We start from the raw sequence: 24847 nt of genomic DNA, 5'->3' as shown, positions 1-24847 counted from the left end.
TCAAGCTTCGCCACCACAGGGCCGGTAAGCCTTTGAGCACGGGCGATGAAGCCCAATCCAGATTGGAGAGTAATATGAACATGACACAGCAAATGACACCCGTAGACAACGGCGTGAATGTCGAAGCCCTGATGGGGGCCCGCGAAGCGCTGACCGACATGCCCGCAGCCGCCGAATTCACGTGGCGCGCGGAATGCGAATGGATGAACGGGGTGCACAGCCGATCAACCGTCAAAGGGTTCTTTGGCCTTGGCGAAGAGCATGAACATGCCGAGACATTCACCTTTGACGCCGACCATCCGGCCTGTTTCGCCGCCGAAGATCGCGGCGCAACTCCGGTCGAGATCGTCCTGTCCGCGCTGGCAAGCTGCCTGTGTGCCGGAGTGGCCTCGGTCGCGCAGAATCGGGGCATCCAGTTGCGCTCGGTGATGGCAAAGGTCGAGGGCGACATGAGCCTGCACGGCATCCTCGGGATCGACCCTGATGTGCGCAACGGCTTCAAGAATATCCGCGTAGCCTTCGATATTGACGCCGACGCCACGCCGGACGAAATCGCCGCCGTCGTGGCGCAAAGCCAGAAACGCTCGGCCGTTTTTGACATCATCACCAACCCCGGAAACGTGCGGGTGTCTGTCACCTGACAGCACCCCAATCAATGCCGCAAAAAGGAATTTCATTATGTTTACGATCGCCGCTTTTTCAGCAATCGCCGCTGGCCTTGCCGCAGTCATCAACACAGTCTCTCGCCCGCGCATGGCCCACAGACCCGCAAACGTGCTGTGTGACCGGATGCTGACCGATATCGGCCAGAACCAGTATCGCGAGATGCGCGAGGCAGCCTCGACCCTGGCCCATCGCGGCGGTCGTTTTCCCTTGTAAATCTTCGGACCCCGCGCTTCGGGGTCCTCCATTTCAAACCCTTTGCCCATGAGGCCCAAGATGCTTTCGACAACCACCCTGATCATCGGGGCGGGCCAGTGCGGCCTTGCCATGAGTTTTGAACTGAGCAAACGCTCGATTGACCACCTTGTTCTGGACGCCGGGCGCGCTGGTGAAAGCTGGCACAGCCGCCGCTGGGATTCGCTGCGCCTGCTGACACCCAACTGGATGAACACGCTGCCGGGTCAGAGGCTCGGCCCCGGCGATCCTGACGAGTTTGCCACCGCCAAGACCTTTGCCAGTGAAATCGCCAAATGGGTGTCACGCAACGCCCCGCCCTTGCTGCCCAATACGACTGTGAGCGCCCTGACGCGGTTGGGCGACGGGTACCTTGCCGAGACACCCCGGGGGCCGATCCGCTGCCAATCCGTTGTCATCGCATCCGGTGCCTGCGCGCGGCCCAAGGTTCCCGGTTTTGCCGATGCCCTGCCTCATCGCATCGAACAGTTCTCACCGATCTCCTACCGCAGTCCATTGGAGTTACGCGCGGGAGGTGTGCTGGTGGTTGGGGCCTCGGCCTCTGGCCTGCAGATCGCGCAGGAACTGGCGTGGTCGGGTCGCAAAGTCACTCTGGCCGTTGGCAGCCACGGGCGTTTGCCGCGCAGCTATCGCGGGGCCGACATTCTGCAGTGGATGCATCTGGCCCGCGTGTTTGATGAGCCCTTCACCAAGGTCGACGATCTGGACCGGGTGCGCCGGACGCCCTCGCTGCCGTTGATCGGAACGCCTGAACGCGCCGATCTGGACCTGGACATTCTGCAGGCGCGGGGCGTCGAACTGGTCGGTCGGATGATGGATATCCGAGACGGCAACGCGCTGTTTTCGGGCGGCTTGTTCAATGCGGTGTCCTCCGCCGATCTGAAAATGAACCGGTTGCTGGACCGGGTGGATCACTGGGTCAGTGACCACGGGTTCGACGATCTTGTTGCACCGGCTGAGCGCTTTGCACCGATTTCAATCCCCTCCGATCCGCGTCTCAGCATCGATCTGTCCGAATTCGACACCGTGATCTGGGCGACCGGGTTCAATCCCGATCATCGCTTTGTCCAGATGCCCGTCTTCGACCCCAAAGGCCGTATCCAACACCACGGTGGGATTGTCGAACCCGGCCTGTATGTGATGGGCCTGCCGTTCCTGCGCACCAGCCGGTCAGTACATATCGACGGCGCGGCGCGCGACGCAAAGGCGCTGGCCCGTCAGATCACCTGTCAACTCAACCAACCTTTGGCCGCCTGAAAGGAGCCTGTTATGCAACCGCAGAGATTTGACGCAATTGTAATCGGTGCCCGCGTGGCCGGGGCCTCAACCGCCATGCTGTTGGCACGCGGCGGCGCGCGCGTCCTGCTGGTGGATCGCGAAGCCGAGATCGGAGACACGCTGTCGACCCATGCGCTGATGCGCCCGGCGGTTCACCTGCTGGCGCATTGGGGGGTGCTGGACCGGATCAAGGCCTCAACCCCGGCAGTGACCACGACACAATTCGTCTATGGCGACGAGGTCGTCGATATCCCGGTCAGACCCGACATCGGATATGAGGGGCTGTTTGCGCCCCGCCGCTGGCTGCTGGACAAGACCCTGGGCGATGCCGCGCAAAAGGCCGGTGTTGAGTTCCGGACCGGAACCGTCTGCTGCGATGTTATCCGTGGCAACGACAACCGGGTGACCGGGGCGGTTCTTATGGACCGCGATGGCAAAACCTATCAGGTCATCACCGATCTGGTGATCGGCGCAGATGGTCGGAATTCGACCCTCGCAAAGCTGGTGGGCGCGCGGGATATGGCCCGGTCCAACAACCGCTCGGCCTGCGCTTACGCCTATGTCAGGGGCCTTCCAAATGCCGGATACCGCTGGTTCCACGACCATAGTGTTGCGGCGGGCCTGATCCCCACGACCGATGGTCAGCATTGCCTGTTCGCCGCCTGCCGGCCCGAGGACTTCAAGAAACGCTTCGGCGCGGACATCTGCACCGCGTTGCGCGATCAATTACGGCGGTGGGATAGTGATGTGGCAGATCAACTGGATCCAAGATCCTTCGCCGACAAACCCAGACGGTTTCCGGGCGCTGCGGGCCATATGCGGCAATGCGCGGGCGCAGGTTGGGCCTTGGTCGGAGATGCAGGATACTTCAAAGATCCGCTGACCGCCCATGGCATCACCGACGCCTTGCGGGACGCGCATATCCTTGCAGAAGCCGCTTTGGCGCAGGGGTTCGGCGATCTGTCCGACTATCAGCGCACGCGCGACGATCTGTCGGCAAAGTTATTCAGCCTCACGGCAACGATTGCGTCCTTTGACTGGACTCTGGACCAGTTAAAGACCCTGCACATGCACCTGAATGCCGAGATGAAGGCTGAATTTGCCCATCTGGTCGGGTCTCTCGACACATCTGAGCGGGCAGCCGACCCCATGCTTCCGGCGATTGCTCAGAGCCTTGAAGCGCCCTGCTACGCGCGCAGCGCACGACTGTGATCAAGCGTGTCACACACCGAGGCCAATGGCGCGAAGCCCGGCCTCGGCGCATTTGATATCGTCGGGGCCAGCGGCGCCAGACACGCCAATCGCGCCGATCAGGGTGCCATCTTCCAATATGGGCACCCCACCGTCCCAGGCGCACAGGTTAGGGCGGTTCGCCAACCCAAGCTGCAACGCAGGCTCTGACAGCATCCGCTCGGCAAAGGCGCGTGTGGTATTGCCCAACACGGCCGTTCGGGCTTTGTCCATGGCGAAGTCCGAGACTGCGGCGGGCGTGTCGTCCATACGCCCTGCGGCAACCATGTGACCGCTGGGGTCCACGACCACAGCCGAAACCTGCCAGCCGTTTTCGGCGGCGTGACTTAAAGCCGCCTGAACCGCGATATTGGCCGAGGCATGCGTTATGAAACGTTTGGTTAAGGAAACAGACATCTCATCCTCATAGTCTCAAACTGTTGCGGCGCGTTGGTCAAAGATCGAAAATCAGCTCATTCGTGCCCTGCTGGACTCTCTGATCCTTCTGATTGAAGACATCAAACCGGAAGGAAATGATCCCGCGCCGACCGGACGAGGTTTCGCGTTTGGACACCACATGCAATTCCGCCCGGATCGTATCCCCGGCAAAAACCGGCTGCTCGAACCGCCAGTTCCAGCCAAGCGAGGCAAGCCCATCCGGACGCGCTTCGGACTGAAACTTCAACCCGTCGACTACCGAGAGGATCAGCAGCCCATGTGCCACGCGGGCTTTGTATCCAAGCTGCTTTGCGACCTGATCATCCAGATGCAGCGCATATTTGTCCCCGGTCAGGTTGGCAAAGCCCGCGATCAGGTCTGCCGAAATCTCGGCAGACCCGGTTTTCATCACATCCCCGACCTGCAGGTCATGATAGCCATATAGTCCTGCGCTCAGAGGGGCTGCGTTCATCCCGGAACTGGTGCGTCTTCGCGCAGTAGACCCTTGGCTTTCAGGTCGGCCCAGAACTCTGCTGGGATGTCATGGCTGAACCAGTTCAGGTTCTGATCAAGTTGCTCAACCGTGCGAGTCCCCGCCATGAAGGTCGGCACCGCCGGATGCGCGACCACAAACTGCAGCGCTGCCGCTGGCAGGGGTACGTCATACTCGGCGCAAACCGCCTCGATCTTACGGACCTTGTCCATGATATCGGCAGGGGCCGGGGCGTAGTTGTACTTGGCCCCCTCCTTGGCCCCTGTCGCCAGAATGCCCGAGTTGAAGCCACCACCGACAACCACCGCAGCGCCGCGTTCTTCGCAAAGCGGCAGGAACTTATCCAGCGCGTCCTGCTCCAGCAGGGTGTAGCGACCGGCCAGCAGGAAGCAGTCAAAATCGCGCTGTTCAAGCGCTGCGTGGCAGACTTCCCACTCGTTTACGCCGACGCCGATGGCTTTGACAACGCCCTGATCGCGCAGGCTTTCCAGCGCTTGCCAGGCCCCGTCCATCGCCTGTTTGAACACCTCGGGCTGTTCATCGCCACGGGTAAACACGTCGATGTCGTGGATGAAACAGATATCCATATGCTCCAAAGCCATCCGCTGCAGGCTGTCTTCGAACGAGCGCATGATCCCGTCATAGCTATAGTCGAAATGCATGGTGAACGGCGCGGCATTGGTCCAGGGCTCAAAGTTGATGTCCTGACGACGTCCGGGTTTCAGGACGCGGCCCACCTTGGAGGACAGGATAAAGTCATCGCGGTCTTTCCAGCGCAGGCTGTGCCCCGTCCGCATCTCGGACAGACCGTGGCCGTACATCGGGGCGGTGTCGAAATACCGGACGCCCTTATCCCAGGCGTGCTGGATCATGGCGTTGGACGTGTCTTCGTCAATCTCGCGAAAGATGTTGCCAATCGGCGCGGTGCCAAAGCCAAAGGCGGATACGTTTAGATCCACCCGGCCAAACTTGTTCAGTGTGTTCGGATTCATGCAAGCCTCCCAAATGCAAACCGGATCGCCGAAATTTTGCGTTCATTAAGTAACTATTTGGTTATTTATAGCATATACCGAAACCGATCAACCCACTTGACGGACCAACCCCGAGACGCGTATTAGTAACTGATTGGTTACAACAAGAGGCGCAGTGATGTTCCTTACGGAAACCCACATTCAGGTTCGTGACATGACCCGTCAGTTCGCCGAGGATGTCATCCGCCCCGCGGCGGAAGAGCTGGATCGGGACTCGCGCTTTCCCGCTGAAATCTATGACCAAATGGCCGAGCTTGGCCTGTTCGGCATCTGCGTCCCGGAAGAGCTTGGCGGGCCGGGATTTGACACCGTCACCTACGCCCTGGTGATGGAGGAACTCTCGCGCGGTTACGCCTCGATCGCAGATCAATGCGGATTGCTGGAACTGGTCACAACCCTGCTGGTGCGCCACGGCACGCCGGAACAGCAGGGCAAGTGGCTGGGTGATCTGCTGGCGGCCAAACTGCGCCCGGCCTATTGCATCACCGAACCCGAGGCGGGCACCGATGTTTCGGGCATTCGCACCACGGCGGTTCGGGACGGCGACGGATGGGTTCTCAATGGCGGAAAGATCTGGATCCACAACGCGCCGGTCGCGGATGTGGGTTTTGTTTTGGCCCGTACCGACCCCAAGGCCGGGCATCGCGGCATGTCCATTTTCATGGTCGATCTGCACGCAAACGGCGTCAAGCGCGGTCCCAAAGAGATCAAGATGGGCCAACGCGCCAGTCAGGTCGGACCGTTGTCCTTTGACGATGTACGCCTGCCTGCCGACGCCCTGCTGGGCACCGAGGGGCGCGGCTTTCACATGATGATGAGCGTTCTGGACAAAGGCCGCGTCGGCATCGCCGCGCTCGCGGTCGGCATCGGTCAGGCGGGTCTCGAGGCCGCGACGGATTATGCTCAGCAGCGCAAGCAGTTCAGCAAACCCATTGCCGATTTTCAGGGCGTCCAATGGCTGCTGGCTGACATCGCCAAGGATGTCGAGGCCGCCCGTCTGCTGGTTCACTCTGCTGCCTATAAGATCGACACCGGGCAGGATGCCACCAAGGCCTGTTCGATGGCCAAGTGCTTTGCCGGGGATATGGCGGTGCAGCGATCCTCGGACGCGGTACAAGTTTTTGGCGGGTCGGGCTATATTCGCGGGTTCGAGGTCGAGCGCCTGTACCGCGACGCCAAAATCACCCAAATTTATGAAGGCACCAACCAGATTCAGCGTATGATCATCGCCCGAGAACTTCTGTCAAAAGGGGCTGCCGCATGAGCCGCCAAGCTGCGCTTGTTACCGGGTCTTCCCGTGGGATCGGCCTTGCGGCTGCCGTGGCTCTGGCGCGCGAAGGCTTTGCCATTGCCGTAAACGGCCCGCAGATGGACGATGAATTGCAGGGCGCGCTGGATACCATCCGCGCCCTTGGCGTACCTGCGGTTGCGGCGGGTTTTGACGTTTCAGAGATCGGTAAGCATGACGACCAACTGGCCGCGATCGAGGCCGAGATTGGCCCGCTAACAACGCTGGTGAACAATGCAGGCGTCGGCGTGATGCAGCGCGGTGATCTGCTTGAGGTTACCGAGGCCAGCTATGACCGTTGCATGGCCGTGAACACCAAGGCGATGTTCTTCCTGTCACAGGCTTTTGCCAAGCGGCTGATCGCCCGCGACCGTGATGCCGAACTGTTTCACTGCATCGTCAACGTGACATCCTCGAACGCGGTGGCGGTTGCCACCCCCCGCGCCGAATACTGTGCCTCGAAAGCGGCGGCAGCGATGGTCTCGAAAACCTTTGCTGTGCGGTTGGGGCAGGAAAACATCGCGGTGTATGACGTCCAACCCGGCCTGATCGCAACCGACATGACCGCCCCGTTGATCGAGATGTATGACCAGCGCGCCAAAGATGGTCTGACCCTGTTCCCCCGCGTGGGCGAGCCCGAGGATATGGGCCGGATCATCGCATCGCTGGCCAGCGGCAAACTTCCCTATACAACCGGCCAGGCCATCTCGGCGGATGCCGGAATGCTTGTTCCCCGTTTCTGAGGTGTTTCGATGAAAATCCGACTACCTGATACCACCGGACAACTCTACGATTACGCGCTGGCCGGCACGCCGGTTGCCCCGTCGAAGCTGACGCCGAACTCGGCCCGGGTTCTGTATTCCGCCGCCCACGTGGTGGCGGACCCGTTTGGCGATCACGACCCGACCGGCCCGGCCCATATCGACTGGGCCAAAACCATGGAGTTCCGTCGCTATCTAGCGGGCATGGGCATGGGCATTGCCGAGGCGATGGACACTGCCCAACGCGGTATGGGGTTGGATTGGACCGGTGCGCTGGAACTGATCCGCCGCACCCGGGAAGAGCTGCCGGACGCTCTGGTCGGCAATGGCTGTGGCACGGATCATCTGGACCCCGCGGATGCGAAATCACTGGACGATGTGCGTCGTGCCTATCTTGAGCAAGTCGAGGCGATTCAGAAGTTAGGGGGCCGGATCATCCTTATGGCCTCACGCGCGCTGGCGAAAGTGGCGACCGGGCCGGATGACTACATCTCGGTCTACACTGACGTGCTTGCCGCCTGCGATGAACCCGTCATCCTGCACTGGCTGGGCGAGATGTTCGACCCGCAGCTTGCCGGATATTGGGGAGCCAACAGCTTTGACGACGCGCTGGAAACCGCACTAGCGATCATTGCCGCAAATGTGGACAAGGTGGACGGGATCAAAATCTCGCTGCTCGATGCCGAGAAAGAAATCATCATGCGCCGCCGGTTGCCCGAAGGCGTCAGGATGTATACCGGCGACGATTTCAACTATCCCGAACTGATCCAGGGCGACGAACAGGGCTATTCCCACGCGCTGCTGGGGATCTTCGACCCCCTTGCCCCGGCAGCGGCCTATGCGGTCAGTAAGCTGAGCGACGGCGATGCCAAAACTTTCCGCGATACGCTGGACCCGACGGTGCCGCTGGCCCGCCATATCTTCCGCGCGCCGACTCAATATTACAAAACCGGGGTCGTGTTTCTGGCCTGGCTGAACGGATTTCAGGACCATTTCATCATGCTGAACGGCGCGCAGGCGACGCGGTCCCTGCCCTATTTCACCGATTGCTTCAAAATGGCCGATGAATGCGGGCTGCTGCGCGACCCCGATCTGGCGGTTGAGCGTATGGGGCATATGCTGAAACTCTACGGAGTCTGAGCTTTGCGCGATTTCTCGAACGACCATTCCGCGCTTGCGCTGAACACAGCGACGCTGGGCCATAATCTGGACGGCCACGGCGCGGGCTGGTCGCCCGAGCAGGTGATCGACGCCTGCGCCGCGCGCGGTTATGGCGGGATCACCTTCTGGCGGCGCGAGTTGGATGGGCGTGAGGCCGAGATCGGCCAGCGCGTCCGCGCTTCGGGGATGCAGGTTGTGGGCCTGTGCCGTACACCGTTCCTGACCGGCCCGCTGGCACTGCCGTCGGATCAGGAAATCATGGACGATTTCCACCTGTCCATCGACCAGACCGCCGCGCTGGGAACCGAGGTTCTGACCATCGTGACCGGTGGCCCCGAACCGGGCACCAAGGGCGTTCTGGAAAGCCAGAAAATCCTCGCCGACCGTGTGGCCCGCGCTGCCCCTTACGCGGCGGAGCGCGGAGTGAAACTGGCGCTGGAGCCGCTGAATCCCGCGACCGCGGGCAATCGCACCTGCCTGATGACCGCTGCGGATGCGCTAAATGTTTGTGATGCAGTGGGCACCGACAACGTGGGCGTTGCGATTGATGTCTATCACGTCTGGTGGGACACGACGCTGGCCGAGACTTTAGCGACCCGCGCCAACGGGCGCATCTATGGTTATCACCTGTGCGACTGGCTGGCCGATACCTCGGACATTCTTTTGGACCGGGGGATGATGGGCGACGGCGTCGCCGACCTGTACGCCCTGCGCGCCACCGTGGAAAACGCAGGTTATGACGGCCTTTGCGAGGTTGAGGTATTCTCAGCCGCAATCTGGTGGAAGCGCGATCCGAACGAGGTTCTGGACGTCATCGTCGACCGGTTCAGAACCTGCTGCTAGGTTCAGACCTCAATATCGCAGACAAAAACGCCGTCCGGGCCACCGACGGTTTTGGCGACGATCCGCCCGCCAATCTCCTGATGGGTTGGATCGATCAGATAGGCGTCCCGCACCGCCGCGTCGCGAAAGTCGAACCAGAACATATCGTTGAAATCGCGCACAAGGTCGGTTTCAACGGACACGTTGCGGCGGCTCTGGAAATCGAGAATGCCGTCGATATGGCCCGACAATCCCTCCAGATCCGCGTAAAGCGCCGACTTTTCAGCCTCGGAGACATCGCTTGCAAAGCGCAGATGCACCAGATGACGTATCATTTCGTTTGTCCTTCCCCGAGGTGATTACCAGAAATCCGCTTTCTTGCGGTCTTTGAACGCAGCCAAACCGACCTGCAATTCGCTATGCGACGCGGCCACCCGGCCTGCCAGAGCCTCGAACACGCGCTCGCGCTCTTCGCCTTCGGCGGCGTTGATCAGCATCTTTGTCAATTCGAGTGCAACCGGCCCGCGATGGCGCATCCGATTGGCCAGTTCTTCGGCTGCGGCAACGCCATGTCCTTGTTCCGCAACCTGATCCACAAGCCCAACCGTGAGCGCGTCACCGGCCGAGAACTGCTCACCAAAAATCGCCATGCGGCGTACCAGTTGCGAGCCGAACCGGCGCACGGTGCGTTGCGTGCCGGACCAGCCAGGAATAATACCAAGCGCGGGTTCCGGCTGCCCGATGCGGATATGCGATTCCGCAATGCGGTAATCCGCGCAGGCTGCCAATTCCAGCCCGCCGCCCAGCACATGGCCGTTCAGAACCGCGATCACCGGCTGGCGCAAACGCGTCAAGGCGTCCAACGCCTGATGGCCGTCGCGCAGCCAGTGCCGCCCGAACCCGTCCGGAGAGCGCGCCGCCCAGGCATCAATATCGCCACCGGCACAGAACGCCTTACCAGCCCCGGTCAGGATCACCACATGGGCATCCTCGGCATGTTCGATCTGACGACAAAGGGTCATCAGATCCTCCATCATCGGCTCGGTCAGGGCGTTCAGCCGTTCGGGCCGGTTGACCGTCAGACGGGCGATGCCGTCAGTGATATCCAGCAGAAAATGGTCCATCACGCGGCAGGCAGGTTCAAGCCCATCAGCGCCGGATCGAACAGGGCCGCGTCCATCACTTTCAGTTCATCCGAGACAAACAGCGGGGTCGCCGCCTGATCCAGAACGTCCTGCTGCAGATCAAGGCAGGGCGCGATTTCCGTGACCATCAGCCCCTGATCGGTCAGTTTGATCACGCAGCGCTCGGTCACATAGGTCACGTCCTGCCCGGTTGCCTTGGCGCGCTTGCCCGAGAAGGAAATCTGGTCGACCTCATCCACAAACTTAGCGACCTTCCCCTCTTGCAGGATTTTGAGTTGGCCGTTTTCGACCGCCATCTTGGCCCCGGCATTAAAATTGCCCGAAAACACGATCTTTCGTGCCCGCGCAGTGATATCGACAAACCCCCCAGCCCCGGCGGTGCGGTGCGGGATGGCGGACAGGCGCGAGACGTTGACCGAGCCGTTTTTGTCCACCTCAAGGAAGGACAGCAACGACGCGTCGAACCCACCCGCTTGGAAATAGCAGAACTGATGGGGCGAGGGCACGAACGCCTCGGCATTGGCCGAGCAGCCGAATTTGAAGTCGAGCAACGGAACCCCGCCCACGGCCCCCTGTTCGATCATCCACGTGACCGAGCCGTGCAGGCCTTCCTCGACCAGAATGCGGGGGACGTTGGCCGAGATGCCAAAGCCGATATTGACAGCCCAACCGTCTTTCAACTCTTGCGCCACGCGACGGGCGATTACCTTGCCGACGTTGAATTCTGCCGTGCGGAAACTTTCGATCGGACGGGTCAGTTCGCCTGAAATCGCCGGGTCGTATTCGGTGGCCGTGGTCTGCAACTGGTCCGGGGCTTCGACGATCGCGTCAACCAGAATCCCCGGTACATGCACGTCATGCGGACGGATACTGCCCGCGGCAGCAATGCGTTTGGCCTGCGCGATCACCACACCGCCATTGTTGCGCGCGGCCAGTGCCATTTCCATCGCGCCCAGATAGGCGCCTTCGTGTTCAAAGCTCAAGTTGCCTTTCTCATCCGCCGTGGTCGCGCGGATGATGGCCACGTTTGGGGCCATGGATTTGAAGTAGAGCCAATCTTCGCCTTCGAACTCCATCCGCTTGACGATGGGCTCAGCCCGCGCGGCTTCATTCATGGCACAGCCTTCGATTTCGGGATCGACGAATGTGTCCATCCCTACCTTGGTCAGAACACCCGGACGCTTGGCAGCCGCTTCGCGCAGCATGTCGAAGATAATGCCCGACGGCACGTTATACGCGCGTACCTGTTCCGCCGTGATCATCTGCCAGACCAGCGGCGGCTCGGCCTTGCTGGGCCCGGACGGGTACGACCCCCCGATAATACGGGTCAGCAGCCCCGGCTTGGCGATATGATCCACCCCTTTGGTGCCGAACATATCGCCAGCGGCGATAGGATGGATCGTCGTTAGATTGCGTGGCGCGCCTTCGTCGTCAAAGCGTTCACCCAGACCTTTGAGAACCGCATCCGGACAGCACAGGCCGCTTGACGAATTCACCGCCACAGTCGCCCCGTCAGGCACAAGATTTGCTGCTTCGCGCGCCGTCATTTGCCTGGCCATGCAATCCTCACATAAGTAACTAAATGGTTATAACTTTATGCCTCGGAGGCCCATCGAAATCAACAGAATTCTACTCAAACACAGAATTGACGCGAGATTAAGTAACCAGTAAGTTACTTGTAAGCTTGTCCTTTGGGAGGATCATAATGAACATCTATTTTCAGAACACCAACCAGCGTACCTTCGGCACATTTCCCCTGACCGGAAGTGACTTGCGCGACGCCATGATGATCGCGGCTGACGTGGGCTATCGGTCTTTCGACACCGCGCAAATGTATGAAAACGAAAAAGAAACTGGCGACGCCTTGGCCGAGCTTGGATTTGCGCGGGATGAGATTTGCGTAACCACCAAGGTTCATCCCGACAATTTCACGGAAGAGGCGTTCATCCCTTCGGTCGAAGAAAGCCTGAAGAAGCTGCAGCTGGATTATGTTGATGTCCTGCTGCTGCACTGGCCCCCGATTGGCGGGGATATTGCGCCTTCGCTGAAACTGTTGGAACAGGCGCACGCAAAGGGGCTGGCGAAGAATATCGGCGTGTCGAACTATACGGCCCAGATGATGCGCGACGCGGTCAAGATCATCGACACACCGCTGATCACAAATCAGGTCGAATTCCATCCGTTGCTGAATCAGGATACGCTGCTGGCAGCGGCGACGGAAACTGGCATCCCCCTGTCTTCCTACTGCTCGGTAGCACGCGGAGAGGTCTTCAAGCACCCGATCTTCGACGAGATCGGCAAGACCTATGGTAAAACAGCGGGTCAGGTCGTTCTGCGCTGGATTTTGCAGAAAGGCGTTTCGATCAACACCATGTCGACCAAACGCGCCAATATCGACGCGAATTTCGACGTTATGGATTTCACCCTGTCCAGCAGCGACATGGATCGGATCGACGCCAAAACCCATACAGGCTTCCGTATCGTGGGTGAGGATCTGGTGCCCTGGGCCCCCAAGTGGGACTGAACAAAGAGGGCGGTGCCGGATGTGGCGCCGCCTTACTAGGGCAAAATCCCAAGTCGTGAGAGCTTGAGTGCTCAGTGATTGCCCCGGATCATATCGGACGCTTTTTCGGCCATCATAATCGTCGGCGCGTTGGTGTTTGACCCGATCAGACTGGGCATTGCCGAACTGTCGCAAATCCGCAAACCGTCGATCCCCCGCACCCGCATCTGAGGGTCGACCACCGCCATCTCATCCACACCCATCTTACAGGTACAGGTCGGATGATACGAGGTCCGGCCGTATTGGCGCGCATAAGCCTCATAGTCCGCTTGGGTTTTCACGCTATCGTCCGGAAACCGGATTTGCCGGATGTATTTCTGCAGGCTACTCTGGCGGAAAATCTCAACGCTGTGCTTCACCCCCTCGACCGAGGTTTTCAGATCATCCGGATGCCCGAGGAAATTCGGATCGACCAGCGGCATGTCCTCGACCCGGTTTGACCGCAGCCGCACGGTGCCCCGCGCCTTGGGGCGCAGCGTGTAAGAGTTCAGCGTGATGCCCGAACTGCCCTTGGGAACGCTGGGCACACCGGCCTCGGCCCCTGCCCCGGCAAGGAAATGGAACTGAAGGTCAGGCACTGGCGCATTGGGGTCGGCGTACCAGAACGCCCCGCCTTCGACCACGTTCGAGGCGACCGGTCCCGACCCAAACAGGTAGTATTGAATCCCGGCCCACGCGGCCCAATGCGGTTTGTTATACTTGTCGAGGCTTTGGTGCCCGTTCAACTCCGCCACGATGTCGATGCCGAAATGGTCGGTCAGGTTTTCACCGACGCCCGGCAAGTCATGCTTTACCTCGATCCCATGCTCACGCAGATGCGCGGCGGGTCCGACTCCGGACAGCAGCATCAGCTTGGGCGTGCCGATCGCGCCCGAGGTCACGAGAACCTCTTGATCCGCGGTGACGGTCTGAACCTCTCCACCCTTGTCATAAGCGACACCGGTGGCTCGCCCACCTTCGATCACGACCCGGTGCACCTGACACCCGGTCTCAACCGTCAGGTTCGGACGTGACAGAACCGGTTTGAGATACCCGACCGCAGCCGAGCAGCGTTTCGCATTCCACGTTGTCGTCTGATAGACCCCGGCCCCTTCCTGTTTGGGGCCGTTGAAATCGGGATTGTAGGGCAGCCCAGCCTCCTGACAGGAGCGTACAAAGGCGCGGGTCATCTCTTGCGGCTCAAGGTTCGACACCCCCAGCGGGCCGTCGGTGCCGTGCCAGTCACCGGACAGGATTGCGTTGCGTTCAGACCGGATGAAATATTTGCGGATTTCTTCGAAGGACCAGCCATCGCAGCCTTCTTCATTGGCCCAGCGGTCATAGTCGACAGGATTGCCGCGCGTGAACACCTCGGCATTGATCGAGCTGCCGCCGCCCAGAACCCGGCCCTGAGCATAGGGGATTTCGCGGTTGTTGGCATGTGTCTGGGGCACCGTGTCAAAGCCCCAAGTGTGCGGCCCGGCGGTCATTTTGGCGAAACCCACAGGCATGTGAATCAGCGGGTGGCTGTCCTTGCCGCCCGCTTCCAGCATCAGCACCCGAACGCTGCTGTCCTCGGTCAGGCGATTGGCCAGAACGCAACCTGCCGATCCGCCGCCGACGATCACATAGTCATATCCGTTTTTCGCCATTACTCCACCCAATGCGCGCGTTTGCCGATCTCAACATGGATCGACTTGACCTGCGTATATTCCTCGACCCCGTGCATCCCGGCCTCACGCCCCCAGCCCGAGGCCTTGAACCCGCCAATCGGCAGTTCGGGGCCACCGGCCAGCGTCGTGTTCACCCAGAACCGACCCGCCTGCACCCGGCGCGAGATTGTCAGCGCCTTGTCGATATTCTTGGTCCAGACACTGGCCGCCAACCCGTATTCAGTATCGTTGGCAATCGAGATCGCCTCGTCAATCGTATCGAACGGGATCACCACCAGAACGGGGCCAAAAATCTCTTCCCGCGCAATGGCCATGTCGTTGGTCACACCCGTGAACACGACCGGATCAATATACTGCCCGCCCGAGATTTCGGGCGTGGTGCCACCAGTCAGCAGGGTCGCGCCCTCTTCCTGACCCTTCGCGATGTAGGACAGAATGGTGCGGTTCTGCGCATCCGTAGTGATCGCGCCAGCCTGCGTGCGTTCATCGAGCGGATCGCCCACGCGGACTTTGCGCAATTTCTCGGCCACCATTTCGGCAAACCGGTCCGCGACCGAGCGTTCCACCAGCAGCCGCGCGCCCGACACGCAGCACTGACCTGTGTTGAACGCGATGCCAAAGGCCACGCCGTCGGCAGCATCCTCCAGATCCGCATCCGCGAACACGATCTGAGGGTTCTTGCCACCCAATTCCAGCCCCAGCTTCTTGAAATTGCTCTGACCAGCGGCTGCAACCACAGACCGACCCACAGCGGTCGAGCCGGTGAAGGACAGCATGTCCACATCCATATGCTCGGCCAGTTTTTGGCCAATAACGCTGCCCGATCCTGTGACCACGTTGAAGACCCCGTCGGGCAACCCGGCCTCGGACAGGATTTCCGCAAGCAGAAGCGTTGTGGCGCTTGTCACTTCGGACGGTTTCGAGACGATGGTACAGCCCGAGGCGAGAATATATGGCACCCGCTCGCACAGAATCAGGAACGGAAAGTTCCACGGGGTGATCAGCCCGACAACACCAACCGGTTCACGCGTGACGATGCCCATCGCGCCGTCACCGCTGTTGTTGAAACTATCCCCGTGCAGCGCCCGCGCCAAACCAGCGGCGAACTCGAACATACCCACACAGCCGCCGACCTCAGCCCGCGCCTGAAAGATAGGCTTACCGTTTTCCAGCGTTTCCCAATAGGCGATCTCATCCGTGCGCTGGCGGATCAGATCCGCCGCTTTCAGCAACACTGCCGCGCGGTCGGCCCCGGACAGGCCACACCAGCGCCGGTCATCAAACGCCGCGCGAGCCGAAGCGACAACGGCGTTCAGATCATCCTCGGTGCAGCGCGGAATTCGCGTGACCGGCACGCCATGCCCGGGCGAAGAGCGTTCGAACACGTCGCGATCCCCGGCGGGCACCCAGTTGCCATCCATGAAGAACCCGAAGGCACGCGGCTCGGATGGGGGTGTCAGAATCTGGCTGTTTTGGTCCATCAGAAAAAGGCTCCGAATTAGGGGGGTGGGCTACGCGGATGCGTCCAGCGCGTCGCGGAAGTCATTCCAACCGCCATCCACAGAAGACGGCGCGTCATGCCATTGATGCAGGACATCACCGGTCGCGGGGTCCTTGTCAGGGATCGGCAGCATCATGATCCGTTTGGCGGCGGCCTGAAACATCTCAGGCGTCAGATACGCCTCTTGAATATTGTCCCAGTCCCGGCCCCCGGCGTAGCCGCCGCACATCATGATATCTTCGGAACGACCGACCATCTCGTGGCTGACGCCTGCGGGCATGACGATAACATCGCCTGCCTCGATCCGGACCCGAGTCCAGCCTTCAACAGACAGGTTGAACTCCATCCAACCTGATGCACAGCCCAGACACTCGTGCGAGGTTGAGTGGAAATGCGGGTACTCATACACACCGGGGTATTCCCAGTTGTTGCCCCAGCCATTTGCTCGGAAGCGGGCTTTGACGGCATCAACCCCACCGCCCGGAATGGCCCCGCGATGGATCAGCAGCGGGAACCGGCTGTTGGGGATCATGCCTTCCGGTTTGGACGTATAGACTTCGACGGTCATGCTGAGCTCCTCCCTCTCTGGCGTTTACGTCATAACAATCTGGGTTTTCAGGTCGGCGGGTCGATCCGGGAAACTGTCGAATGCCTCCTGAATACGATCCATTGGGTATGTGGCCTGTGTAAAGAATTCGGTCTTGATGCGGCCATGGCTCAGCAGGGTCAGGGAGTCGTGCATATCCTGCCCCATCCCCGCGACAGAGCCCTTGATCGAGTTCTCTTGCAGGATGGTTTGCAGAATGTCGACCGGCAGAGTCTCGCCTGCACCAGTAAGGCCAAAGGCCGCGATATGCCCGCCTTTGCGGATCAGGCGGGTGGCCTGTTCATAAAGCGCAGGAAGCCCGACGCTTTCGATCACCACATCGGCGCCGCGCCCGTCGGTGTGGTGCAGAACCGTTTCTTCCAGTTCTGCCGGGTCGGTTACAGCCACGTCCGCACCAGCCTCCAGCGCCATCTGTACCCGGTCCTCGGACAAATCCGCCACGATGATCGGGGCCGCCCCGATGGTTCGCAGCAATTGCACGTGCAGGTTGCCGATGGGCCCCGCGCCCAGAACCACGACAGACTGGCCGAAGGTGATTTTGGCCTTGCGCGCGCAGCGCACCACGCAGGCTAGCGGCTCGGTCAGTGCCAGAACCTCAGCCGAAACCGCGTCAGGTGCCGGGATCACAAGGCGGGCAGGAACCGAGATATATTCGGCAAAAGCCCCGTCCATGGTGATCCCCATCTGCTGCATCTCTGGGCAGTTCAGAATCTCGTTGCGGCGGCACCAATAGCAGGAACCGCAGCCGATATTCATGTCGACCACCACCGGTGCGCCGACCGTCAGACCCGTCACACCCTCGCCCAGCTCGGCGATGGTGCCGGTGAACTCATGGCCCGGTATGAGGGGCAGGTTCTCGGCTGCATAGTGACCGTTGAAGATATGCATATCTGTGCCACAAATACCGACGCGAGAAATACGCACCAGAACCTCATCGCGTCCGGGCTCGGGGCGGGGCACGCCCTGCACCTCAAAACGGCCCGGTTCGACCAAAACGGCGGCTTTCATGGTCTGCGTCATTTCACAACCCTCAGCTTGGTCCGGTCGATGGTCAGCGCAATCGCTCCGATCAGGATCAGGCCGAACACCATCTGCTGCTGGGTGGCATCAACCTCGAAATACAGCATCGAGGATCGGATCACCGCGACGATCAGCGTGCCGATCAGCGTGTTGATCACCCCTCCGACCCCTCCGGTTAGCGGCGTGCCCCCGACCAAAACCGCGACGATTGCAGGCAGCAGGAACCCGTTCGCCAGTGTGGGAGAACCACCGGAGAGTTTCACCGAGAACAGCAGGCCCGCAATCGCCGCCAGCCCGCCGGACAGGGCGAAGGCAATGATCTTGATCCGGTTCACATTCAGGCCCGAGGCAACGGCAGCGGGTTCCCCCGCGCCCACCGCCTTGAGCGCGCGGCCAAAGGTGGTGCGCGATTGCAAAAACCACGCGCCCAGCACCAGCACCGCGGCAATGATCAACTCGGCTGGCAAACCGGCGACCGAGCCGGTCATCCAGCCGAAGGTCGAATCCCGCAGCGTGGCATCCATGAACAGCGCCCGCTGCCCCGACATGTATTGCGCCGCCGAAAAGGCGATACCGCCCACCGCAAGCGTCGAGATGAAGGACGGCACATAAAGTCGCGTCGTCACATAGCCCGAGATACTGCCCAGCACGGCTCCGGACAGGATGCAGATCAGCGCGGTTCCGATCCCGAATGTCGGCAGGGCAATCGTGGCCACAACGGTGGTCATATTCGCCACCGACTGCGCCGATAGATCAATGCCGCCGATATAGATGGCAAAGGTCATTCCCAGCGCCATGATAAACAGCGGTACGATGTCGGCCATCATCGAGATCAGGTTGGCGGGCCGCAGAAAGTTCGCATCCGCCAGACCGACCGCCAGCACAAGCGCCAGCAGCGTGATCCAGGGCAGATGGGGTTTGATGCGTTCAAAACTCATGGGTCCGGCCTCAGATCATGTGGTGGACAAGGTCATAAAGCGACGGCTTGTCGCCCGGGCGGCAATCGAAACGTTTCTGCGCAACACCATCTTTCAGAACGATGATCGTGTGGCTCAGGCCAATGGCCTCTTCTAGCGTGTCGGCCACCAAAATGATGCCAACACCGTCATCCGACATCTCGCGCACCATGTCATAGACGTCTTCCTTGGCCCCGATATCCAGACCCCGCGTCGGGTGATCCAGCAGGATGATATCCGACCCGGCCGAGCGCCACTTGGCCAGCACCACCTTTTGTTGGTTGCCGCCCGACAGCCCACCGCAATCTTTGTAAACATCGGGTGTCTTGATCGCCAAACGATCGATCCACTGGTTTGCCAGCGACTTTTCCTCGCCAATGCGCAGCACGCCGGAATTGGCGTAGTTGCCCATCTGGCTAAGCGTCATGTTTTCATAAACATTCATCCCCGCCACGATGCCCTCGACCTTGCGCTCGCGCGGAATGTAGCCGACGCCGCTGCTGACACCGGTCTGCGCGTTGAACTTGCTAACCGCTTGCCCCTTTAGCTTCACCGTGCCGGAAGAGGGCGTTTCCAGACCAAAGATCGTACGCAGGACCGCCTCGCGGCCTGAACCTTCGGTGCCAACAAGGCAGAGGACCTCTCCGGGATGCAGATCGAAAGAGATGTCCGCGTACTTACCGTCTGCCGAGACCGCGTCAAAAGCCACCAGAGGTTGAGCATCAGACTGAAAAGGCTTCTGCTTTTGCTCGCGGTAATATTCCTTGTCAACGTCGCGACCCACCATCTTGTGCTGGATCGCATCCACGTCTGCCTCGTCATGGGCGACGACGTCAACGACTTCGCCGTCCTTCATCACGTAGATCCGGTCGGACAGATCCAGTACCTCGTCCATACGGTGACTGACAAAGATAAAGGATGCGCGTTTGGTCAGTTCGCGCACAAGCGAGAACAGCAGTTCAACCTCTTCCTTGGCCAATACTGAGGTCGGCTCGTCCAGCAATATGACCAGGTCGCCGTCGATCCGCTCCTCCAACGTCAGCACCTTGGCCAGTTCCACCAGTTGGCGCTGCGCAAAAGACAGTTTCGAAGTCGTGGTGGCCGGGTCGATATCCAGTTTGACCTTAGCCAGCTGCTTCCGCGCAGCCTCGGCCATGGCTTTCCAGTTGATCACGCCATAGCTGACGAATTGCTGCTCGAACCCAAGAAAGATGTTCTCCATCACGGTCAGGTTGGTGATCAGAGATTGTTCCTGAAACACCATGCCGATGCCGTGATCCATCGCCTGACGCGGGTTCTGGAACCGAACCTTGGTGCCGTCGATGGTGATATCGCCGCCATCGGGCTGATAAGCGCCATAGATGATCTTCATCAGGGTGGATTTACCGGCACCGTTTTCGCCGACGAGGCCCACTATCTCACCCCGTCCGATCTTGAAATCCACGGATTTCAGCGCGTGGACGCCGGGGAATTTCTTGTCGACATTGATCAGTTCATACATCAGCCCGCCCCTATTTCACGAAGGTTACGGATTTACGGTCGGTCGACAGAACCACCGCAGCGATGACCAGAATGCCCAGAACACCGTCCTGCACGTAGCCGGGCAACCCGATCACCACCATGCCGTTGTTGATGACGTTGACGATCAGCACGCCGATCAGCGTGTTCCAAACACCACCGATCCCGCCCCACAGCGCGGTACCGCCAACTACGACCGAAGTGATCGAGACGAACATGAAATTCGACCCCGTCGCAGTCTCGGCGATACCAATACGGCCCACGGCCAGCAACGCACCGACCGCATAGAACATACCCGCCAGCGCAAAGCCCATGATCCGCACGCGATTGACGTTCAGACCCGAGGCGTGGGCCAGTTCCTCGCCCCCGCCCACGGCATAGAAGTTGCGGCCCAGCGTCGTGCGCGACTGGATGAACCAGGCGATCAACAGGAACAGCAGCGCCACGTAGCACATGATCGGAAAGCCGAACCAGCGTTCGGTCAGAAGGGCGCGGAACAGGTCATCCTCAACCCTGATCCGATCGCCGCCGGTCAGCAGCAGGGCAAAGCCGGTGCCCACAAACCCCATCGCCAGCGAGGCCATGAAGGACGGGATTTTTAGCAAAACGTGGACCAGCCCGTTCACCAACCCGATGGCCGCCCCTACCAAAAGCGCCAGCGGGATGGCCAGCCAGGCCCAGGACGCCAAAGTTCCACCCAGAGCAATAAACGCGAAAGCAAACACCACCGCACAGACGGACACAGTGCCTTCCATCGACAGGTCAATCGACCCCATGATGATGATAAAGGTCACGCCAATCGCGACCATCAGGGCCGGTGCCGACGAAATCCCGATCCGTGCAAAATTGCGCAGCGAAAAGAAACGGGGCTCCATCGTTGTGAAAAACAGGACCAGAACCAAAAGGACGATCAGGGGCGCCCATTTGATCAGCACATCCCGTGTCAGCACATTGCTCACGTGCTTCCTCCCACTGAGTGAATTGGCGGCGTCGCTTATAGCGCAGGCCCGAGTGTGCGGGCCGGTCGCGACAACTGGCCCGCCTTCACTTTATTTGTACTGGATTTGGCCGTTCGACGTGGACCAGAAATCTTTCCAGTCATAGGTCGGGACACTGTCCAGATACTCGGCCTTGAACGCCTGCGCGTCTTCGGGTTTGACCATGATGGTCGGGCCGTAGAATTCGCGGTGCTCATTGGGCTCATCCGACGGCTTGAAGTGACCGGTGGCCGCGTAATAGGCCAGCGCCGCCGTGATGCCACCGCCCCAATGTGGGTTGGTGAAGACGGTGGCCAGAATCTTGCCCTCGCCGACCAGTTCAACCGCCTGCGGGTTGCCGTCATAGGACACGATTGGCATGTCCTCGATGCCTTCTGCGCGCAGGGCTTCCAGCACACCATAGGCGATGGTGTCGTTGGCACAGTGCACGCCTTTGATGTCGTCGCCGTAGCGGGTGAGGAAGGCGCTCATGACCTGGTTGGCCTTTTGCGTGTCCCAGTCGGCGGGTTCTGCAGCCAGCAATTCGGCATTCGGATAGTCGTTCAGCGCGTTCTTCAGACCGGCCAGACGCTCAATTGCCGGGTTGTTCGAGGCGATCCCGCCCAGATGCACAACGCCACCCGAACCGCCCATGGCGTCCAGCAGGATGCGCGCGGTTTGCTCAGCCGGGCCTTCGTCGGACCAGCTCATGTGGCTGACATAGTTGTCGCCGAAATCCCACGGATGCAGGTCATCGGTCTTGTTCCACAGGGTCGAGACATAGGCTCCCGCCTCAACGCAGCTTTCCACCACCGGGCGCGCGTTGGGCGCGTCGTTGGTGTCGATGGCCAGCGCCAGTTCGCCATTGGTTTTCGACAGCAGCGCCTTGACGTCGGCCAGCGATTTTTCGGACGAGCCCTCGTTGATCAGGTGGGTCAAGAAATCCTTGGGCTTGCCTAAGCTTTCCACAAACGCCTCACCACCCGAAACGATTTCGTTCCAGTAAGGGTTCGTCCGGTTGCGATAGGACCATGCAACCGTCGGGTCCGTGATCGCTGCGCGTGCCATTCCACCAAGCATGCTGGAAACCGCGACACCGCCCACCCCGTAGGCGGATGCGAGCAGTAGGTTACGGCGGGTTATCGTCTCCTGTTCGATGTACTTCTTGATGAATGACATAGTGTCCTCCCTTTTTCACCAACACATGGGATCGAAGGCTCTCGCGCGTCGGCCTCTCCCCGGCGACGATCCCGCACAGCGGCATTGCACGCCCTTAATGCACTAACTAGTTACTTCTTTACGAAACGATGTGTCAAGCGTTAAGACTTGGGCAAGAGCGGTCGGAAACAGCCACTGGCAGGGAAGAGTTGAAGAACCTCGGCCTTATGTGCGAAATGCTCTGACCAGACATGCTGCGCCGGGACAACGGCGTAAAAAGGAGGTGGCCGTGGTCGAAAAGCCGACGATCAAAAGGAAAAGAGACGCCGAAGCCACCAAGGCACGCATCCTGCAGGCCGCCAAAAAGGAATTTGCGAAACATGGGCTGGGCGGCGCGCGGGTGGATGAAATCGCCGAACGCGCCAACGCGAACAAGCGCATGTTGTACCACTATTTTGGCAGCAAAGAAGACCTGTTCCGCACTGTTCTGGAAGCCGCCTATCTCGATATCCGAAGCGCCGAGCGCAAGCTGAACCTCGAGGCGCTTTCACCTTCCGAGGCGTTGGAATCCCTGGTTCGGTTCACATGGAAATACTACCTGAAGAACCCCGAGTTCATTACGTTGGTCAACAGCGAGAACCTGCACCGTGCCCGCCACATTAAATCGCTGTCCAGCCTGCCTGACACAACCCGTGGACTGGTCGCGATGGTCGAACATATTCTGAAACGCGGTGAGGACAGCGGCGAGTTTCGAACAGGCATAGATGCAACGCAGTTAAACATTACCATAGCCGCCATCGGTTTCTACTATCTGACCAATCGGTTTACCGGGTCCTACCTGTTCCAGCGCGACATGATGGATCAGCAAGCCTTGAACGAACGTCTGGATTTTAACGTCGAGAGCATCATGCGGATTGTTCGAAAAGACTAGGCCTGGTAGGGCCTCAAATTCGCCAACAATTCGCCTGTGTCGGCTTTGGACAATGGAAGCAGAAGTCACAAGCTGCGCTCATGCGTCGCTTACAAATCCGAATTCCCGGCTCAGCGCGACGCAGTCCTCGACTCTACGGATACCACTGCTTGCTGTCTCGGACATGATGCAGGACGCCGCCGCGCTGACAGCATAGAGCAGTGATGTTTCAGTGTCGCAGCCTTCATGCAGGCCAAACAGGAACCCCCCGGCAAATGCATCGCCCGCCCCAAGGCCGGATTTGATCCGGCTTTGCGGCAGATCGAGCGCGGGCTGAAGGATGGCCGATGATTCCCGGGCGACACAGACAGCGCCGCGCTGGCAATGCAAAATGACGGCATTGCGGACCCCCAGACCCAATACCGCGCGCGCCGGTTCCAAAAGTGCAGTCAGGTCATGCGACGCCGCACTCAATTCCCGCTGCAACAGCCAGCCTGCCTCAAGTTCATTCAGAAACAGATAATCCAACCACGGGGCTGAGCTTGTAACGATGGTCCGGAAATCCGGGTGCGGTCTGCTGACCAAATCCGCCGCCGTAATCATGCCCGCTGCGCTTGCACGTTCAAGCACATGGCTGGCCAGAGTGCGCCCGTCTGCGGCGAACCTGTCCAGCGTCTCAAGCATGGTCAGATAGCCCAGATAGAACACGCGTGCGTCCGTGGCACTAAAATCCACGTCGCCGAGACTCAGTTCTGCGTTCGCCCCCGGATAGTGAAAGAAGGTTCTGCGCCCCGAGGATTTTACGGACATCACATCGGTCCACGAGGTCCCGGTATCCGGTGACAGGCCAAGCCCCTTGGCGCAAATCCCACGCTGCTTGCAGTCATCGAGTATCCACTGGCCGTCGGCATCGTTTCCGATCATGCCCTTGGCCTGCAGCGGAAACCGCGCCCCCAAAGCTGCCAGCGCATGCAGCAGATTGTATGGACCGCCGCCGTTTGAATTCGACTGGCTCAGCACCAGCGCCAATTCGTCCTGCTCGGGATAAGCCTCGACGATATTGACATGATCAACGATGAAATTGCCTGCGGCCAGAACGCCGCGCCGCTGTGGCGTACCGATATTCATCAGGAAACCTTATTCAAAAATCGGGTTTAAGTCCCGGAAAACTGGCGGCTAACCACTAAAACCCGATCAGGTGGCGAATTGAGTCACTCCATAAACTTCCTGTCTGAATGCTCCAAATGGGCCAGGTCCCAAATTGGCGCTTCTCACCGCGCCCGGAACCTCATAAGTTTTACCTATGGTTTGGAAGGTATAATCGATTTTTATTGACTGACAAACCTGTCACACTGCTGTCACACGTCCTTCATATGAGAAGCGCCGCGAGAGAATGGCGTTAGTGTCATAAAAAAACGCA

At 59.9% G+C, this 24847-nt stretch carries 25 protein-coding genes; 10 read left to right on the top strand and 15 right to left on the bottom strand.

Features of this window, described 5'->3' with window-relative positions; genetic code table 11:
• Window positions 1-92 precede the first annotated feature (92 nt).
• From ACR0NJ_RS04845 to ACR0NJ_RS04830, 4 genes are read left to right on the top strand one after another with little or no spacing between them, the layout of a single operon-like run.
• On the top strand, window positions 93-641 hold the full coding sequence (locus ACR0NJ_RS04845; RefSeq protein WP_480816000.1) for an OsmC family protein: 549 nt from the start codon (window positions 93-95) through the stop codon (window positions 639-641).
• Between the two features lie 37 nt (window positions 642-678).
• Window positions 679-879 (top strand): hypothetical protein, encoded by a 201-nt coding sequence (locus ACR0NJ_RS04840; RefSeq protein ID WP_480815999.1) that lies wholly within the window; start codon window positions 679-681, stop codon window positions 877-879.
• A gap of 60 nt (window positions 880-939) precedes the next feature.
• Window positions 940-2175 (top strand): NAD(P)-binding domain-containing protein, encoded by a 1236-nt coding sequence (locus tag ACR0NJ_RS04835; RefSeq protein WP_480815998.1) that lies wholly within the window; start codon window positions 940-942, stop codon window positions 2173-2175.
• A 12-nt stretch (window positions 2176-2187) separates the two neighbouring features.
• Window positions 2188-3408 (top strand): NAD(P)/FAD-dependent oxidoreductase, encoded by a 1221-nt coding sequence (locus tag ACR0NJ_RS04830; RefSeq protein ID WP_480815997.1) that lies wholly within the window; start codon window positions 2188-2190, stop codon window positions 3406-3408.
• A 9-nt stretch (window positions 3409-3417) separates the two neighbouring features.
• Here ACR0NJ_RS04830 and ACR0NJ_RS04825 read toward each other — a convergent pair whose 3' ends face one another.
• The 3 genes from ACR0NJ_RS04825 to ACR0NJ_RS04815 are packed head-to-tail and all read right to left on the bottom strand — an operon-like array spanning window position 3418 to window position 5349.
• Window positions 3418-3843, bottom strand: coding sequence for a GlcG/HbpS family heme-binding protein (locus ACR0NJ_RS04825; RefSeq protein ID WP_480815996.1), 426 nt, complete (start codon window positions 3841-3843; stop codon window positions 3418-3420).
• Between the two features lie 37 nt (window positions 3844-3880).
• Window positions 3881-4336: a MaoC family dehydratase gene (locus tag ACR0NJ_RS04820; RefSeq protein ID WP_480815995.1), complete on the bottom strand. Its 456-nt coding sequence runs from the start codon at window positions 4334-4336 to the stop codon at window positions 3881-3883.
• Complete coding sequence (locus ACR0NJ_RS04815) at window positions 4333-5349, bottom strand: aldo/keto reductase (protein WP_480815994.1); 1017 nt, start codon at window positions 5347-5349, stop codon at window positions 4333-4335. Before ACR0NJ_RS04815 ends, ACR0NJ_RS04820 begins: the two co-directional genes overlap by 4 nt.
• A gap of 157 nt (window positions 5350-5506) precedes the next feature.
• Between ACR0NJ_RS04815 and ACR0NJ_RS04810 the strand changes: the two genes are divergently transcribed.
• Genes ACR0NJ_RS04810 through ACR0NJ_RS04795 form a run of 4 tightly spaced genes read left to right on the top strand, consistent with a single transcriptional unit; the run spans window position 5507 to window position 9441 of the window.
• Window positions 5507-6652 carry an acyl-CoA dehydrogenase family protein gene (locus tag ACR0NJ_RS04810; protein ID WP_480815993.1) on the top strand — a complete coding sequence of 382 codons (1146 nt, stop codon included), beginning with the start codon at window positions 5507-5509 and terminating at the stop codon, window positions 6650-6652.
• Entirely contained in the window at window positions 6649-7419 is a 771-nt protein-coding gene (locus ACR0NJ_RS04805) for a 3-ketoacyl-ACP reductase (protein WP_480815992.1), read from the top strand. Before ACR0NJ_RS04810 ends, ACR0NJ_RS04805 begins: the two co-directional genes overlap by 4 nt.
• A 9-nt stretch (window positions 7420-7428) precedes the next feature.
• Entirely contained in the window at window positions 7429-8577 is a 1149-nt protein-coding gene (locus ACR0NJ_RS04800; protein WP_480815991.1) for a dihydrodipicolinate synthase family protein, read from the top strand.
• Window positions 8578-8580: 3 nt separating this feature from the next.
• On the top strand, window positions 8581-9441 hold the full coding sequence (locus ACR0NJ_RS04795; RefSeq protein ID WP_480815990.1) for a sugar phosphate isomerase/epimerase family protein: 861 nt from the start codon (window positions 8581-8583) through the stop codon (window positions 9439-9441).
• 2 nt (window positions 9442-9443) lie between these two features.
• On the opposite strand, the gene ACR0NJ_RS04790 is transcribed toward ACR0NJ_RS04795, so the two are convergent.
• Genes ACR0NJ_RS04790 through ACR0NJ_RS04780 form a run of 3 tightly spaced genes read right to left on the bottom strand, consistent with a single transcriptional unit; the run spans window position 9444 to window position 12124 of the window.
• Window positions 9444-9755 carry a Dabb family protein gene (locus ACR0NJ_RS04790; RefSeq protein WP_480815989.1) on the bottom strand — a complete coding sequence of 104 codons (312 nt, stop codon included), beginning with the start codon at window positions 9753-9755 and terminating at the stop codon, window positions 9444-9446.
• A gap of 24 nt (window positions 9756-9779) precedes the next feature.
• On the bottom strand, window positions 9780-10544 hold the full coding sequence (locus ACR0NJ_RS04785; protein WP_480815988.1) for an enoyl-CoA hydratase/isomerase family protein: 765 nt from the start codon (window positions 10542-10544) through the stop codon (window positions 9780-9782).
• Window positions 10544-12124: an acyl CoA:acetate/3-ketoacid CoA transferase gene (locus tag ACR0NJ_RS04780; protein WP_480815987.1), complete on the bottom strand. Its 1581-nt coding sequence runs from the start codon at window positions 12122-12124 to the stop codon at window positions 10544-10546. Before ACR0NJ_RS04780 ends, ACR0NJ_RS04785 begins: the two co-directional genes overlap by 1 nt.
• 146 nt (window positions 12125-12270) lie before the next feature.
• Between ACR0NJ_RS04780 and ACR0NJ_RS04775 the strand changes: the two genes are divergently transcribed.
• Window positions 12271-13089: an aldo/keto reductase gene (locus ACR0NJ_RS04775; protein WP_480815986.1), complete on the top strand. Its 819-nt coding sequence runs from the start codon at window positions 12271-12273 to the stop codon at window positions 13087-13089.
• Window positions 13090-13160: 71 nt separating this feature from the next.
• Here ACR0NJ_RS04775 and ACR0NJ_RS04770 read toward each other — a convergent pair whose 3' ends face one another.
• From ACR0NJ_RS04770 to ACR0NJ_RS04735, 8 genes are all read right to left on the bottom strand, one after another.
• A complete protein-coding gene (locus ACR0NJ_RS04770) occupies window positions 13161-14759 on the bottom strand; it encodes a GMC family oxidoreductase (protein ID WP_480815985.1) in 1599 nt (532 codons plus the stop codon).
• Complete coding sequence (locus ACR0NJ_RS04765) at window positions 14759-16261, bottom strand: aldehyde dehydrogenase family protein (protein ID WP_480815984.1); 1503 nt, start codon at window positions 16259-16261, stop codon at window positions 14759-14761. Before ACR0NJ_RS04765 ends, ACR0NJ_RS04770 begins: the two co-directional genes overlap by 1 nt.
• Before the next feature lie 30 nt (window positions 16262-16291).
• Window positions 16292-16849: a hypothetical protein gene (locus ACR0NJ_RS04760; RefSeq protein WP_480815983.1), complete on the bottom strand. Its 558-nt coding sequence runs from the start codon at window positions 16847-16849 to the stop codon at window positions 16292-16294.
• 24 nt (window positions 16850-16873) lie between these two features.
• A complete protein-coding gene (locus ACR0NJ_RS04755; RefSeq protein WP_480815982.1) occupies window positions 16874-17908 on the bottom strand; it encodes a zinc-dependent alcohol dehydrogenase in 1035 nt (344 codons plus the stop codon).
• Window positions 17905-18846, bottom strand: coding sequence for an ABC transporter permease (locus tag ACR0NJ_RS04750; protein ID WP_480611752.1), 942 nt, complete (start codon window positions 18844-18846; stop codon window positions 17905-17907). The genes ACR0NJ_RS04755 and ACR0NJ_RS04750 overlap by 4 nt, the downstream gene beginning before the upstream one ends.
• A gap of 10 nt (window positions 18847-18856) precedes the next feature.
• The gene (locus ACR0NJ_RS04745) at window positions 18857-20365 is read right to left on the bottom strand and encodes a sugar ABC transporter ATP-binding protein (RefSeq protein ID WP_480815981.1); all 1509 of its coding nucleotides are present in this window, start codon (window positions 20363-20365) and stop codon (window positions 18857-18859) included.
• Window positions 20366-20375: 10 nt separating this feature from the next.
• The gene (locus tag ACR0NJ_RS04740) at window positions 20376-21341 is read right to left on the bottom strand and encodes an ABC transporter permease (protein WP_480815980.1); all 966 of its coding nucleotides are present in this window, start codon (window positions 21339-21341) and stop codon (window positions 20376-20378) included.
• Between the two features lie 90 nt (window positions 21342-21431).
• A complete protein-coding gene (locus ACR0NJ_RS04735; protein ID WP_480815979.1) occupies window positions 21432-22538 on the bottom strand; it encodes a sugar ABC transporter substrate-binding protein in 1107 nt (368 codons plus the stop codon).
• A 268-nt stretch (window positions 22539-22806) separates the two neighbouring features.
• Between ACR0NJ_RS04735 and ACR0NJ_RS04730 the strand changes: the two genes are divergently transcribed.
• Window positions 22807-23448 carry a TetR/AcrR family transcriptional regulator gene (locus tag ACR0NJ_RS04730; protein WP_480815978.1) on the top strand — a complete coding sequence of 214 codons (642 nt, stop codon included), beginning with the start codon at window positions 22807-22809 and terminating at the stop codon, window positions 23446-23448.
• 78 nt (window positions 23449-23526) lie between these two features.
• On the opposite strand, the gene ACR0NJ_RS04725 is transcribed toward ACR0NJ_RS04730, so the two are convergent.
• Window positions 23527-24555 carry a carbohydrate kinase family protein gene (locus ACR0NJ_RS04725; protein ID WP_480815977.1) on the bottom strand — a complete coding sequence of 343 codons (1029 nt, stop codon included), beginning with the start codon at window positions 24553-24555 and terminating at the stop codon, window positions 23527-23529.
• Window positions 24556-24847 lie beyond the last annotated feature (292 nt).

The organism is Ruegeria sp. F11, assembly GCF_056533855.1.
The sequence above is the reverse complement of the archived record's forward strand: the minus strand, read 5'-3'. Positions and strand labels throughout refer to the sequence as shown.